Source organism: Intrasporangium sp. (genome assembly GCF_051961875.1).
In the GTDB taxonomy this organism is placed as follows: Bacteria; Actinomycetota; Actinomycetes; order Actinomycetales; family Dermatophilaceae; genus Intrasporangium_A.
The window spans coordinates 1-13,900 of the sequence record NZ_JBQCCV010000137.1; the positions used below are offsets into that span (position 1 = coordinate 1).

The 13,900-nt window shown below is 72.2% G+C and carries 13 protein-coding genes; all 13 read right to left on the reverse strand.

Annotated elements, in window-relative coordinates:
• Positions 1–136 precede the first annotated feature (136 nt).
• Positions 137–1,270 carry a DivIVA domain-containing protein gene (locus tag ACTHJJ_RS08215; RefSeq protein ID WP_440302452.1) on the reverse strand — a complete coding sequence of 378 codons (1,134 nt, stop codon included), beginning with the start codon at positions 1,268–1,270 and terminating at the stop codon, positions 137–139.
• A gap of 116 nt (positions 1,271–1,386) precedes the next feature.
• Positions 1,387–1,680, reverse strand: a complete 294-nt coding sequence (locus ACTHJJ_RS08220) for a YggT family protein (protein ID WP_440302453.1) — start codon at positions 1,678–1,680, stop codon at positions 1,387–1,389.
• A gap of 42 nt (positions 1,681–1,722) precedes the next feature.
• Positions 1,723–2,217 (reverse strand): cell division protein SepF, encoded by a 495-nt coding sequence (locus ACTHJJ_RS08225; RefSeq protein WP_440302454.1) that lies wholly within the window; start codon positions 2,215–2,217, stop codon positions 1,723–1,725.
• Positions 2,218–2,328: 111 nt separating this feature from the next.
• Positions 2,329–3,096, reverse strand: a complete 768-nt coding sequence (gene pgeF / locus ACTHJJ_RS08230; RefSeq protein ID WP_440302455.1) for a peptidoglycan editing factor PgeF — start codon at positions 3,094–3,096, stop codon at positions 2,329–2,331.
• Between the two features lie 84 nt (positions 3,097–3,180).
• Positions 3,181–4,506, reverse strand: a complete 1,326-nt coding sequence (gene ftsZ, locus ACTHJJ_RS08235; RefSeq protein WP_440302456.1) for a cell division protein FtsZ — start codon at positions 4,504–4,506, stop codon at positions 3,181–3,183.
• 270 nt (positions 4,507–4,776) lie between these two features.
• A complete protein-coding gene (locus tag ACTHJJ_RS08240; RefSeq protein ID WP_440302457.1) occupies positions 4,777–5,541 on the reverse strand; it encodes a cell division protein FtsQ/DivIB in 765 nt (254 codons plus the stop codon).
• Positions 5,538–6,995: a UDP-N-acetylmuramate--L-alanine ligase gene (gene murC, locus ACTHJJ_RS08245; protein ID WP_440302458.1), complete on the reverse strand. Its 1,458-nt coding sequence runs from the start codon at positions 6,993–6,995 to the stop codon at positions 5,538–5,540. The genes ACTHJJ_RS08240 and murC overlap by 4 nt, the downstream gene beginning before the upstream one ends.
• Positions 6,992–8,092, reverse strand: a complete 1,101-nt coding sequence (gene murG, locus ACTHJJ_RS08250) for an undecaprenyldiphospho-muramoylpentapeptide beta-N-acetylglucosaminyltransferase (RefSeq protein WP_440302459.1) — start codon at positions 8,090–8,092, stop codon at positions 6,992–6,994. The genes murC and murG overlap by 4 nt, the downstream gene beginning before the upstream one ends.
• A 6-nt stretch (positions 8,093–8,098) precedes the next feature.
• A complete protein-coding gene (gene ftsW / locus ACTHJJ_RS08255) occupies positions 8,099–9,409 on the reverse strand; it encodes a putative lipid II flippase FtsW (RefSeq protein ID WP_440302460.1) in 1,311 nt (436 codons plus the stop codon).
• A complete protein-coding gene (gene murD / locus ACTHJJ_RS08260) occupies positions 9,406–10,890 on the reverse strand; it encodes a UDP-N-acetylmuramoyl-L-alanine--D-glutamate ligase (protein WP_440302461.1) in 1,485 nt (494 codons plus the stop codon). The genes ftsW and murD overlap by 4 nt, the downstream gene beginning before the upstream one ends.
• On the reverse strand, positions 10,887–11,969 hold the full coding sequence (gene mraY, locus ACTHJJ_RS08265; RefSeq protein WP_440302462.1) for a phospho-N-acetylmuramoyl-pentapeptide-transferase: 1,083 nt from the start codon (positions 11,967–11,969) through the stop codon (positions 10,887–10,889). Before mraY ends, murD begins: the two co-directional genes overlap by 4 nt.
• On the reverse strand, positions 11,966–13,369 hold the full coding sequence (locus ACTHJJ_RS08270) for a UDP-N-acetylmuramoyl-tripeptide--D-alanyl-D-alanine ligase (RefSeq protein WP_440302463.1): 1,404 nt from the start codon (positions 13,367–13,369) through the stop codon (positions 11,966–11,968). Before ACTHJJ_RS08270 ends, mraY begins: the two co-directional genes overlap by 4 nt.
• Positions 13,366–13,900: glutamate ligase domain-containing protein (locus ACTHJJ_RS08275; RefSeq protein WP_440302464.1), on the reverse strand; the 535-nt coding region annotated here is incomplete at its 5' end. The genes ACTHJJ_RS08275 and ACTHJJ_RS08270, both read right to left, overlap by 4 nt.

The window sequence follows — 13,900 nt, forward strand, 5'->3', positions numbered from 1 at the left end:
CCCACCGGGTTCGCCCCCCGGGGGGGCGGGGGGGGCCGGGGGGGGGAAGGGGCGGCGTCAAACGCGACGGGGCCGCCCGGTGGGTTCCGGGCGGCCCCTTCGCAAGGGCTCGTGATGGCGCTGGGCCGGCTCGGGCCTAGCGACCCTCACCCTCGCCGGCCGGGGTGAGCTCCTCGGCCGTGCGGTCGAGGTCGGAGAGCTGGCGGCTGATGTAGGACTTGAGGTTGCTGCGGTAGTTGCGCTCGAAGCCGCGCAGCTCGTCGATCTTCTTGTTGAGCAGCCCCTGCTGCTTGTCGAGCTCCTCGAGGACGGCGGCCTTCTTCTGCTGCGCCTCGGCGACCATGCCGGTGGAACGCTCCCGGGCCTCGGTGAGCATCTCGTCGCGCTTGGCCGTCGCCTCGGCGAGCATCCGGTCGCGCTGGCCCGTCCCCTCGGCGATCAGCTGGTCGCGGCGAGCGGCGGCGGCGGCGGCCGTCTCCTCGGCCTTGCGGGCGGCCTCGTCGTGCTGGCGCTGACCGCTCGCGACGAGCTCGTCGTGGCGCCGCTGGCCGATGCCGATCAGCTCGTCGCGCTTGCTCTCGCCGTTGCGGACGTGCTCGTCGTGGAGACGCTGCGCGAGGGCGATGACCCCGGCGGCGTCGTCCGGCCCGGAGGGACCGGCCACGGCAGCGGCCGCCGGAGCCGCTGCAGCGGCCGGCTGGACACTGGCGGCCTGTGCGGCGCGGGCCTCGGCCGAACGCGCGGCCTCCTCGGCCGACCGGGCCTGCTCCTGCGCCTTCGCCAGGCGGGCCTCGGCGTCGGCGACCTGGTTCCTCAGCCCGTTGAGCTTGGCCTGCGCGTCGTTGAGGGCGGCGTTGTCGGCAGCGGACTTGGCGGCCTCCTCGGCACGCTGGGCCTCGGCGTTCGCACGCTCGATGCGTTCCTTCGCCGCCCGCTCGATGTTCTCCGCGTCGGTCCGCGCCTTCGTGGCGCGCTCCGAGGCTGCCTTGAAGGCCCGCTCGGCGTCCTGGATCTTCGCCTGGAGCCCGGTGAGCCTGGCCTCGTCACCGGCGCGAGCGGCCGGCGCGGCGTCCGGTCGCACGGCCGTCTGGTTCTTGCTCGCCCGGCAGTCGTTCAGCTGCTTGAGGTAGTCGTCGCGCTGCTCGATCAGCGAGCGCATCTCTGCGACGACCTCGTCGAGGAAGTCGTCGACGTCGCGCTCCTCGTAGCCCCGGCGGAACTGCGTGGTCTGGAAGTGCTTGTTCAGCACCTGCTCCGGTGTTAGCGCCATCTCTCACCTCTTGGCAGACGTAATGGATTCACGGACTGGCCCGGCCGGCCAGACATTCTCGCTCATGATGCCATCCCACAGAGCGCATGGGCGAATGATCCCATGTGCCACATTTGTCACGCGGCCCCCAAGAAGCTCGGCAGGTTGAGGGCGAGGGACGTGAGGAGCATGAGCACGAGGAAGGACAGGTCCAGGCGGATCCCGCCGAGGTTCGGTGACGGGATGATCCTGCGGAGTGCCTTGAGCGGCGGGTCCGTGACGGTGTAGATCGCCTCGGCGATGACGAGGAGTGGCCCGCGGGGCTGCCAGGAGCGCGACAGCACCTGCACCCAGTCGATGACGAAACGTCCGATGAGGGCGATGAAGAAGGCGAAGACGACCACCCCGTAGATCGTCCAGAACACGTCCATGTCGCAAGTCTGACCGATGAGGGGCTCAGGGACGCAATCGGGTCAGCTCTGGTTGAAGAATCCGCGCGTGGCCGACGTCGAGGCCTCCGGCTCGTCGGCCGACACCTCGACGTGCGCTGGGGAGAGGAGGAACACCTTGGAGGTGACCCGCTCGATGGACCCGTGCAGGCCGAAGACGAGGCCGGCGGCGAAGTCGACGAGGCGCTTGGCGTCCGCGTCGTCCATCTCGGAGAGGTTCATGATGACGGGCACCTGGTCGCGGAACCACTCGCCGATGTTCTTCGCCTCGTTGTAGGTGCGCGGGTGGATCGTGGTGATGCGGTTGAGCCGGCCGACCTCCACGTCTCGGACGACGGAGGCCACGGCCCGCTTGGTCGGCAGCGGGGTCACGGCCGCGGTGTGGCCGGTCTCCTCGAGAGGCTCATCGTCGTAGCGGTCGGAGTCGTCGTACCCGTCGTAGTCGTCATAGCGATCCTGACGGGCGTCCTCCTCGGCGAGTCCGAGGTACACCATCGTCTTGCGCAGTGCGCCTGCCATGCCAGCTCCTACATCGCGGGTTGCCTTCCCGCCCGACGCTACAGAAGTGACGGGTGTGAGAGTCGGATATCGCCTCGCGACACGCAGGAGCCGCCCAGGCCCGTATGCCGCTCACTCGGCTGCCGCTGGGCGCTGCCTCCCGGCCCGGCGCACGATGACCCCGGCGAACCGACCGGTGCGGCCGTCCCGGCGGTAGGAGTAGAGGTCGGCGTTCTCCCGGCTGCAGCCCGGCACCCATTCCACGCGGACGCCGTCCCCGGCAAGCTGCTCCACGACCCCTGCCGCGACGTCGATGGCGGGCGTCCCGGTCCAGGACCGGGTGAGCGCGCTCGGCGCCGCCGCTGCGGCCTGCTCGGCCATGGCGGCCGGCACCTCGTAGCACCGCCCGCACACCGACGGGCCCACGACGGCGGCGAGCTGCTCCGCTCCCAGCCGGCGCATCCGCTCGACGACGAGGGGGACGATGCCGGCGGTCATCCCGGGGCGACCGGCATGCACGGCGGCGACGAGCCCCGCACCCGCATCGTGCAGGAGGACCGGCACACAGTCCGCGACGAGGACCGCGAGCGCCAGGTCGGTGGCGCCGGTGATGACCGCGTCGGCCGAGGCGGCGGCACCGGACCATGGCCCGTCGACCTCGACCACCTCGGTGCCGTGGACCTGGTTCATGAAGATCAGCCGCTCGCGGCTGACACCGAGGCTCTCGGCGAGCGCCGCACGGTTCGCCTCGACCTGTCTCGGGTCGTCCCCGACGTGGCCACCGAGGTTGAGCCCGTGCCACGGCGCGGCACCGACCCCTCGGCTGCGACCCGTGAAGCCGACCTCGACGACCGATCCGTCGCTGCCGTCCGGGGAGATGGTCCGTCGCCAGTGGAACACGCGGCCAACCTACCTCCCGCGCCGATACGACTGACGGGCCCCGCCAGGGGGCCCGTCACCAGTCGATCACTCGGGTCGGTCGCGCTACTTCAGGAAGTCGGGGACGTCGAGCTCGTCGTTGTCCTCGAAGGCGACCTGTCGCGGCGGACGCTGGACCGGCGCCTGCTGGGCCGGCGCCTGCTGGGCCGGTGGCTGCTGGGCCGGGCGCGGCGCCTGCTGCTGGTACTGGCCGAGGTGCGTGTCGCCGTTGGCTGTCGGGGCAGGCTGCGGCGGGAGCTGCTGGGCGGGTCGCTGGGCCTGCTGCGCCTGCTGCGGCTGCACCTGCTGTGCCTGTTGGGGCACTGCCGCGCTCTGGGTCGCAACCGGCTGCTGGGGCTGCTGCTGGGGCGCCGGCCGGTGGGAGGACGCCGGGTGGGCTGCGCGCTGCCCCGCGCCGCGGTCGTCCTCGCGGCGGGTCGGGCCGCCCGCGTCGAAGCCGGCGGCGATGACCGTGACGCGGACCTCGTCACCGAGGGCATCGTCGATGACGGCACCGAAGATGATGTTGGCCTCGGGGTGCGCGGCCTCCTGGACGAGGCGGGCGGCCTCGTTGATCTCGAACAGGCCGAGGTCGGAGCCGCCCTGGATCGACAGGAGCACGCCGTGAGCACCGTCGATCGAGGCCTCGAGCAGCGGCGAGCTGATCGCGAGCTCGGCCGCCTGGACGGCCCGGTCCTCACCCCGAGCCGAGCCGATGCCCATGAGGGCCGAGCCCGCGCCCTGCATCACGGACTTGACGTCGGCGAAGTCGAGGTTGATCAGGCCCGGAGTCGTGATGAGGTCGGTGATGCCCTGAACACCGGAGAGGAGGACCTGGTCGGCGGACCGGAAGGCATCCATCATCGAGACGTTGCGATCGCTGATCGACAGCAGCCGGTCGTTGGGGATGACGATGAGGGTGTCGACCTCTTCCCGGAGGCTGCCGATGCCGGACTCGGCCTGGTTGGCCCGGCGCCGTCCCTCGAAGGTGAACGGCCGCGTCACGACACCGATCGTGAGGGCGCCGAGGCCCTTCGCGATCCGGGCGACGACCGGGGCGCCACCCGTACCGGTGCCGCCACCCTCGCCCGCGGTCACGAAGACCATGTCGGCCCCCTTGAGGACCTCCTCGATCTCCTCCGCGTGGTCCTCCGCCGCCTTCCGACCGACCTCGGGGTCGGCACCCGCACCGAGGCCGCGGGTCAGCTCACGACCGACGTCGAGCTTGACGTCGGCGTCGCTCATCAGCAGAGCCTGCGCGTCGGTGTTGATGGCGATGAACTCGACGCCCTTGAGTCCGACCTCGATCATCCGGTTGATGGCGTTGACGCCACCCCCACCGATGCCGACGACCTTGATCACGGCCAAGTAGTTCTGCGGTGCTGCTGCCACGAGAGTGGGCCTTCCTGATGGTGAAGCGTCGTGCGGATCGAGGGTCGAGGGCTACCCTAAACCTTCCGTGGAAGGTTACGGTTCGGTCACGAACTGTCCGTGTCGCCCCGACGGTATGCGGTGCACGCAGCCCGATCAACCTCGCCTGCGGCGTGTCGCCCAGGCGGTTCGCGGAAGGTCAGGGCCATCATCACATCCGCCACTTGGGTCACAGACCCCGGCCCCAGGGAGGGCGGGCGTGGCCGCGGAGCCGGTCGTCGGATCGGCGTCTCACTGCGTCACGGGCGCATCCGGGACGCTGACGTCGATGCGCTTCGCGGGCTCCTTGAGCAGGATCGTGACCAGCCGCGCCTTGGTCTCCTCCTGGCCCAGGCCGCCCCACACCACGGTGCGGCGGCCGGACTTGTCGGCGACGGTGAAGCTGACCTGGTCGGCCGAGTTGACCGACATGTCCGCGACCTGGGCCTTGAGCGGGGCCGGCAGGGCGTGCAATGCCGCGAGCGCGGCGCGCAGGCCCTCCGGAGTCACGTCGCTCGAGCCCGCCGTCACGACGGGCACCCCCCGCGGTGGCGTCCCGACGGTCCTGAACCGGACGCCACCCGCATCCACAAGTTCAAGTTGACCTTGAGGGTCTTTGAGGGCGAGCGCCGGCTCGCGCGGGGTGACGCTGATGACGACGGAGTGCGGCAGGCTCCGCCCGACCCGGATGTTCGTCCACGCTCGGCCTCCCTCGAGACGGGCGGCGATGGCATCGGTGTCGACCCGCATGAGCGGTCCGCCGAGCGGGACCTGGGCGACCTGGCGGACCGCGTGCACGTCCCGGGCGGGGACACCCTCGACACGGACCGTCGTGGCGGTCAGCAGGGAGCTCATCCACCCGAGCCAGATGAGCCCCCCCGCGACCAGGACGGTCGTCGCGAGCGCGGCCGCCAGCAGGAGGGGACGGCGCCTCGCCCGGGCTGCACGCGCCTCGAAGCGCCGGCGGGCGGAGGTCACCCCGGTGCCGACGGGCGGCGGCGTCGGCCCCAGCCTCATTGGGCCGCCTCACCGAGGAGGCGCAACAGCTCCGGCCCGAGCATCGTGACGTCGCCGGCTCCGATGGTCAGCACCAGGTCGCCGGGCCGCACGAGCTCCGCGAGGACGGGCGCGACCGCCGACCACGACGCGACGTAGTGGACGTCGGCGCCGCCCGCCCGGGCCGCCTCGGCCACGAGCTCCCCCGTCACCCCGGGGACCGGGTCCTCGCGCGCCGCGTAGACGTCCATCACGACGACGACGTCGGCCTGCGAGAGCCCAGCCCCGAGCTCGGCGGCGAAGTCACGCGTGCGGCTGTAGAGGTGTGGCTGGAAGACCGCGACGACCCGCCCCGCGTCACCGACGAGCCCGACGGCGGTCTCGACAACGGCACGGACCTTCCCCGCGTTGTGTGCGTAGTCGTCGACGACGGTGACTCCCGCGACGGTCCCCTTCGGCTCGAAGCGGCGACGGGTGCCGGTGAAGGAGGCGAGCCCGGAGGCGACGGCGGTTGGGTCCTGGTCGAGCCCGTCGACCGCCGCGGCGAACGCGGCCGCCGCGTTGAGGGCGTTGTGACGCCCGGGCACGGCCAGGCGCAGCTCCTGTTTCTCGCTGCCGCGGTGCAGCACGACGGTCGTGAGCAGCCCCTCGGCGCGGTAGCCGTCCAGCCGGAGGTCCGCGTCCTCGGCGAACCCGTAGGTCACCACGCGCGTCCCCTGGTCCCGGGCGGCGGCGGCGAGGCGCCGTGCGCCGTCGTCGTCGGCGCAGGTCACGAGCAGGCCGCCGGGCTCGATGGTGCGGGCGAACTCACGGTAGGCGGCCTCGACAACCTTGAAGGTGTCGTAGAAGTCGAGGTGGTCCGGCTGAACGTTCGTGACGATGGCGACGTGCGGGTGGTAGACGACGAAGGAACCGTCGCTTTCGTCGGCCTCGACGACGAACGTGTCCCCGGGACCGCTGTGGGCGTTGGTGCCGTGCTTGGCCAGCTCGCCGCCCACGGCGAACGATGGGTCGAGGCCACACTCCTGCAGCGCCACGGTCAGCAACGAGGTGGTCGTCGTCTTGCCGTTCGCCCCGGCGACCGCCACCCGGCGGCGCCCGTGCATCAGGGAGGCGAGGCCCTGGGCTCGGTGCAGCACGGGCAGGCCCCGCTCACGGGCCGCGACGAGCTCGACGTTGTCGTCCCGGATCGACGAGGACATGACGACGGCGTCCGCCGCCTCCTGGTGCGCCGGGTCGAAGCCGACCCAGACGTGGGCGCCCTCGGCGCGCAGGGCGGTGAGGACCGGGACGTCCTTCGCGTCCGTGCCGCTGACCGCGATGCCGCGGGCGAGCATGATCCGGGCGACACCGGACATCCCGGCGCCGCCGATGGCGAGGAAGTGCACCGCGCCGAGCTCTTCGGCGCGCGGAACCGGGGCGCGGAAGTCGAAGCGCGCCCGTGCGAAGGGCTCCTCGGCCGTCGGGCTCGTCATGCCCGGCTCCCAGCCGCCGCGGTGTCGACCAGGTCGGCGAGGCGCTCGTCCGCAGCCGGCTCGCCAAGGCTTGCCGCCGCCTCGGCCATCCGCGCGACCCGCTCGCCATCGGCCACCAGAGGCATGAGCTCCCGGTCGATCCAGTCCGGGGTGAAGTCGTCGTCGGGGACGAGGAGCCCTCCGCCGGTCGCGACGACCTCAGCGGCGTTGAGCCGCTGCTCGCCGTTGCCGATCGGCAGCGGGACGTAGACGGCCGGCAGCCCGACGGTCGTGAGCTCGGCCACGGTGTTTGCGCCCGAGCGCGCCACGACGAGGTCGGCCGCGCTGTAGGCCAGCTCCATCCGGTCCGCGTAGGGCACGGTCACGTAGGGCGCGCCGACCGTGGGCAGGTCTGGCTCGAACTCCTTGCCGGTCCCGGTGATGTGCAGGACCTGGATGCCGGCCCGGCTGAGGGCACCGACCCGGTCGCGGAACGCGTCATTGAGGCGCTGGGCTCCGAGGGAGCCACCGGTGACAAGGACGGTCGGCCACTGGCTCTCGAGGCCGAAGTGCTCCCGCGCCTCCGCGCGTAGCGCAGTGCGGTCGAGGGTCGCGATCTCATGGCGCAGTGGCATCCCGACGCGGGTCGCGTGGGGCAGCGCGGACGCGCTGAAGGTCGTGGCGACGTATGGCGTCCACCGCGCGCCCAGTCGGTTCGCGAGCCCGGGACGGGCGTTCTGCTCGTGGACGACGATCGGCACGCCGCGCCGTCGGGCCGCGAGATAGGCCGGGGTGCTGACATAGCCACCGAAGCCGACGACGACCTCGGCACCGGTCTCGTCGATGGCTCGCCCCGCGGCGGTGATCGCGTCGCGCAGTCGCAGTGGGAGGCGGAGCAGGTCAGTGCTCGGACGCCGTGGAAGGGGCACCTTCGGGACGAAGCGCAGGTCGAGGCCACGCGCCGGCACGAGCCGTGCCTCGAGCCCGGACTGCGTGCCGAGGGCGCTGATGCGGATGCCCGGGTGGCGCCGCGCCAGGGCATCGGCCAGGGCGAGCAGCGGGGAAACGTGACCGGCACTGCCGCCTCCGGCGAGCAGGACGGAGGTGGGCGAGGACACGAGGGATCACCGGTTTCTGCGAAGTGGGGAACGGGTCGGCATCACGGCAAGGGACCGCTTGAGCATCCCCGGGCGCGCCGCGAGCAGGGCGCGGCAGCCGGGCTCGTTGCGCGCGAAGCACAGCAGCATGCCCAGGGCGAGCATCGTCGTGACGAGGGAGGAGCCGCCGGCGCTGACGAGCGGCAGCGGGACGCCGATGACGGGCAGCAGCCCGATGACGGCGCCGATGTTGACGATCGCCTGACCGAGGAGCCAGGCCATGATGCCGGCCGTCGCGATCCGCACGAACCGGTCGCGGGTGCGGACCATGAGCCGGTAGCAGCCCCACGCGATGATGGCGAAGAGGAACAGGATCACGAGGGTGCCCGGCAGGCCGAGCTCCTCGCCGATGATCGCGAAGATGAAGTCGTTGTGGGCCTCGGCGAGCCAGTCCCACTTCTCCTTGGAGGCGCCGAGCCCGACGCCCCACCACCCGCCGTCGGCGAGGGCGTACATGCCGTGGACCGACTGGCCGCACCAGCCGTCGGGGTCCGACTGGCAGGACGGGGAGAGGAAGTTCGCGATCCGGGCGACCCGGTTGCCGCTCGAGTGCACGAGGTAGGCGACGCCCACCGCGCCGATCGCGCCGGACAGGAGGAAGAAGCGTCCTCGGACCCCGGCGACGGCGAGGACGGCCCCGATGATGGCGAGCATGACGAGCGCGGTGCCGAGGTCGTCACCGCCGAGCACGAGCGCGAGGATGATCACCGAGACCGGGATCAGGTAGGGCAGGATCGCGTGGCGCATGAGTCCCACGAGCCGCCCCTTGTTCGCGAACACCATGGCCCCGACGAGGACGAGCGCGAGCTTGCCGACCTCGGAGGGCTGGAGCTGGACCGGCCCGAGCCGGAGCCAGTTGCGGTTGCCGTTCACCTCGACGCCGAGCGAGGGCACGAAGACGAGCCCGAGCAGCATGACGGAGGCGACGAAGGTGGGCAGCGACAGCCGCTTCCACCAGGCGAGCGGCATACGGCTCGCGGCGGCGGCGAAGACCGCGCCGATGAGGGCGAAGAGTGCCTGTCTGGCGAAGACGGAGTAGGACGCCTGGCCCCCGAGCAGCGAGCTGACGCTCGAGGCGGAGAAGACCATGATGAGGCCGAAGACGACGAGGGTCGTCATCGCGCCGAGGATCAGGTAGTACGTCGTGAGCGGCGACTCGAGCTTGCCGATGACGGGCAGCGACGAGAGGCGGGACGTGTCCCGTTCGGCGCGCGGTCGCTCCGGAGCCCGGGCCGCGCTGGCTCTCGAGCCGGTCGTCGAGGAGGTCGTCGAGGTCACCCGCGGTCCCCCGTGACGTGCCGGCGGACCGCCTCCTCGAACGCATCTCCGCGGGCACCGTAGTTGTCGAACATGTCCATCGACGCGGCCGCCGGGGCGAGGAGGACGACGTCGCCGGGCTGGGCGAGGCGCGCGGCCTGGGCGACGACGAGGTCCATGGCCCCAGTGTCCGTCTCGGGGACGTCGATGACGGGGACCTCGGGCGCGTGTCGGGCGAGCGCGTCCGCGATCCGGCCCCGGTCACGGCCGAGGAGGACGACCCCACGCAGACGGGAGGCGACGTCCTCGACGAGGCTGTCGACGTCGGCCCCCTTGAGCAAGCCGCCGGCGATCCAGACGACGCTGTCGAACGACGTGAGCGCGGCCGCGGCGGCGTGAGTGTTGGTCGCCTTGGAGTCGTTGACCCAGCGCACCGGGCCCGGCACGTCGATGACGGCGATCCGGTGCCGGTCAGGCCGGAAGGCCCGCAGTCCGTCGCGCACCGAGATCGGCCCGACGCCGTAGGCACGGGCGAGGGCCGCCGCGGCGAGGGCGTTCGCCACGTGGTGCGGGGGCAGCGTCTCGGACTCGCCGCGCAGGTCGTCGAGGGTGCACAGCTCGGCGGCGGAGCGCTGGCGCTGCTCGACGAACGCCCGGTCGGCGAGCACGTCGTCGACCACGCCGAGCATCGACGGCGCGGGCACCCCGAGCGTGAACCCGACGGCGCGGCACCCCTCGATGACGTCCGCCTCCATGACCAGCTGCTCGGTCTGCAGGTCGCCGACGTTGTAGATGCAGGCGATGTGGGTGTTGTCGTAGATCCGGCCCTTGGCCCGCAGGTACTCCTCGTAGGACCCGTGCCAGTCGAGGTGGTCGGGTGCGACGTTGAGGACCGCGCTCGCGACGGAGGAGACCGACCGTTGCCAGTGCAGCTGGAAGCTCGACAGCTCGACGGCGATGACGTCGAAGGGCTCGGGGTGCAGGACCGCCTCGAGGATCGGGGTGCCGACGTTGCCCGCGGCCGTGGCCCGCAGCCCGGCGGCCCGGAGGATCGAGGCGAGCATGCCGACGGTCGTCGTCTTGCCGTTCGTCCCGGTGACGGTGAGCCAGGGCGCGGCACCCTCGCGGGCGCGCATCCGCCAGGCCAGCTCGACCTCGCCCCACACGGGGATGCCGCCGGTCGCCGCGGCGAGCATCAGCGCGTCGTGGGGCGGCACGCCGGGCGAGGTGACGACGAGCTCGGTCCCCTCCGGCGGGGTGTGCATGTGCTCGGGTCCGAGCCGGACGTCGACGCCGAGGATCTCGAGGATGCGGGCGCGCTCACTGATGATCTCGGTGACGTCCCGGGAGACCGCGGTCACCCGGGCGCCCCGCTCGGCGAGGGCGTCGGCGGCGGCGAAACCCGAGACGCCGAGGCCGACGACGAGGACCCGCAGCTCGCTCCAGTCCGCGTCGCGGTGCGTCAGCCCGGGCCGCGGCTCGTAGTTCGGCTCGACCGTCATCCCGACCCCACCACCCACTCTGCGTAGAAGATCCCCAGCCCGAAGGCGACGAACAGCCCGGCGACGATCCAGAAGCGGATCACGATGGTCACCTCGGCCCACCCGACGAGCTCGAAGTGGTGCTGCAGCGGCGCCATCCGGAACACCCGTCTACCGGTCGTCTTGAACGACACGACCTGGATGATGACGGACATCGTGATGATGATGAACAGGCCACCGAGGATGACGAGGAGCAGCTCGGTGCGGGTCGTGATCGCGAGGCCGGCGAGCGCGCCACCGAGGGCGAGTGAGCCGGTGTCGCCCATGAAGATCTTGGCTGGTGAGGCGTTCCACCAGAGGAACCCGAAGCAGGCGCCCATCCCGGCGGCTGCGACAAGGGCGAGGTCGTGGGAGTCGCGCACCTCGTAGCACTTGATGCCCGGGTTGGTCTGGCAGTTCTGGTTGAACGTCCAGAGGCTGATCAGCACGTAGGCCCCGAAGACCATGGTCGAGACGCCGGTCGCGAGCCCGTCGAGGCCATCCGTGAGATTCACGCCGTTGGAGGCGCCCGCGATCATGATGTTCGCCCAGATGATGAAGAGGATGACGCCGAGGATCGTCCCGTAGTAGGCGAGGTTGATGTTCGTGTCGCGCACGAAGGAGATGAACGGCGAGGCGGGCGTGCGGTACTGCGAGTTGGGGAACTGCAGGGCGAGGACCGCGAAGGCGATGCCCACTAGTCCCTGCCCGGCCAGCTTCTGTTTGGAGCGCAGCCCGAGGCTGCGCTGCTTGGAGATCTTGATGTAGTCGTCGAGGAAGCCGACCAGTCCAAGCCCGGCCATGAGGAACAGCACGAGCACGCCGCTCGCCGAGACCTGCGTCAGGGTGACGAGGTGCGCGAGGGCGTAGGCGCCGACGGTCGCGACGAGGATGACCGCGCCGCCCATCGTCGGCGTGCCGCGCTTCGTGTGGTGGGAGGTCGGCCCGTCGTCGCGGATGAACTGTCCGTAGCCCCGCTTGACCAGGAACTTGATGAAGAGCGGGGTGCCGAGGAGGGAGATGATGAGCGAGAAGGCAGCAGCGAAAAGGACGCCCTTCACGGCGCCACCTCCGCGGCCGCGGCGGCTCCCGGCGCGCTGACGGTCTCGTCGCGGCCGGCCACCCGGTCCCCGAGCCACCGCAGCCCGCTGTCGCGGCTCGACTTGAACAGCACGATGTCGCCTGGCGCGAGCTCCACGCGCAGGAGGTCGAAGGCGGTGTCCGTGTCGCGCACCCATTCCGCGGCGCCGACCGACCGCGCCCCGTCACCGACCGCCACGAGGCGGTCGATCCCGAGCTGGGCGGCATACCGTCCGATGGCGGCGTGCTCGGCGGGGCTCGACTCGCCCAGCTCGAGCATCTCCCCCACCACGGCCCAGCGGCGCCCGGCCGTCGTCATGCCGGCGAGGGCGTCGAGCGCGGCGCGCATCGACTCGGGGTTGGCGTTGTAGGCGTCGTTGACGACGGTCACCCCGTCCGCGCGGCGGGTGACCTCCATGCGCCACCGGCTGACGGGCAGGGCGGCGCTGAGGGAGGCCGCGACCGCATCGAGCGGCAGCCCGAGCTCGAGGGCGGCAGCGGCGACGGCGAGGGAGTTCGCGACGTGGTGGGGGCCGACGAGCCGCAGGCCCACCTTCGCTCGCCCCTGCGGGGCCACGAGGGTGTATGCCGCTCTCCCCGCCTCGTCGAGGACGATGTCCTCCGCGCGCACCTCCGCCTCGTGCGACGTGCCCACGAGGCACACCCGCGCGGCGAGGCCCTGCGCCATGGCGGCGACGAGCGGGTCGTCGGCGTTGAGGATGGCGAGGCCCTCCGCTGGAAGTGCCTGGGGCAGCTCGGCCTTGGCGCGGGCGATGTTCTCGCGTGAGCCGAACTCGCCGACGTGGGCGCTGCCCACGTTGAGGACGATCCCGATCTGCGGTGGCGCGATCTGGGTGAGGTAGCGGAGGTGCCCGATGCCGCGGGCGCCCATCTCGACGACGAGGTGCCTCGTCGAGGGGGTGATGCGGCAGACGGTGAGCGGCACCCCGATCTCGCCGTTGAGCGAGTTGACGGGTGCGACCGTCTCGCCGGCGGTGGCGAGGACCGATGCGAGCAGGTCCTTGGTCGACGTCTTGCCGGAGGACCCGGTGATCCCGATGACCTGCAGGCCGGGCGCAGTGTCGACGACCCCGCGCGCGAGGTGGCCGAACGCGAGCTGGACGTCGTCGACGACGACACAGGGCAGCCCGTCGACGACCCTGGAGGTGAGGGCCGCGACGGCGCCGCGGGCGGCCGCATCCGGCACGAAGGCGTGGCCGTCGGCGTGCTCGCCGACGCGGGCCACGTAGAGGCCCCCGGGGCCGCACTCGCGCGAGTCGGTCACGACGGGGCCGTCGATGACGAGCTCTCCGGCGGGGTCCGGGCCGTGCAGCACGCCGCCGGTCAGCTCCGCCACGCGGGCGAGGGGCAGCGGGATCATCGGGTACCTCCGCTCGACGCTGCAGTGGGGGTCGTGGGTGTCGTCGGTCGCGTCGGTGTCGTCGCTGGCGGCGTGGGGTGCAGGCCGGCCGCGGCGAGGGCCGTGCGCACCGCCTCCCTGTCGTCGAAGGGGTGAACCACTCCCCCGACCTCCTGTCCGGTCTCGTGACCCTTGCCGAGGATGACGACGGTGTCGGTGCGGCCGTGCTCACGGGCGGCCCGCACGGCCTCGGCAACGGTGTTGGTGATGGCGTCGGTCCGGGTGCCGCCGTCGACGACCAGCGTCGCCGTCGCGTGACCCGACCGCACTGCGCGCTCGGCGCCGGACCGGACGGCCTCGCGGATGGAGCCCGGGTCCTCGGATCGGGGGTTGTCGTCGGTGACGACGACGACGTCGGCGTGGGGCGCGGCCGCGCCCCCCCAGTCCCGCCCCGGGCCCCGCACGCGGTCGCCGCCCGCGCCCCCCCCCCCCCCCAGCCCGCCCCACGGGGAGGGGCGGAGGGGCGGGCGGGGCGCGGCGACCGCATACGGG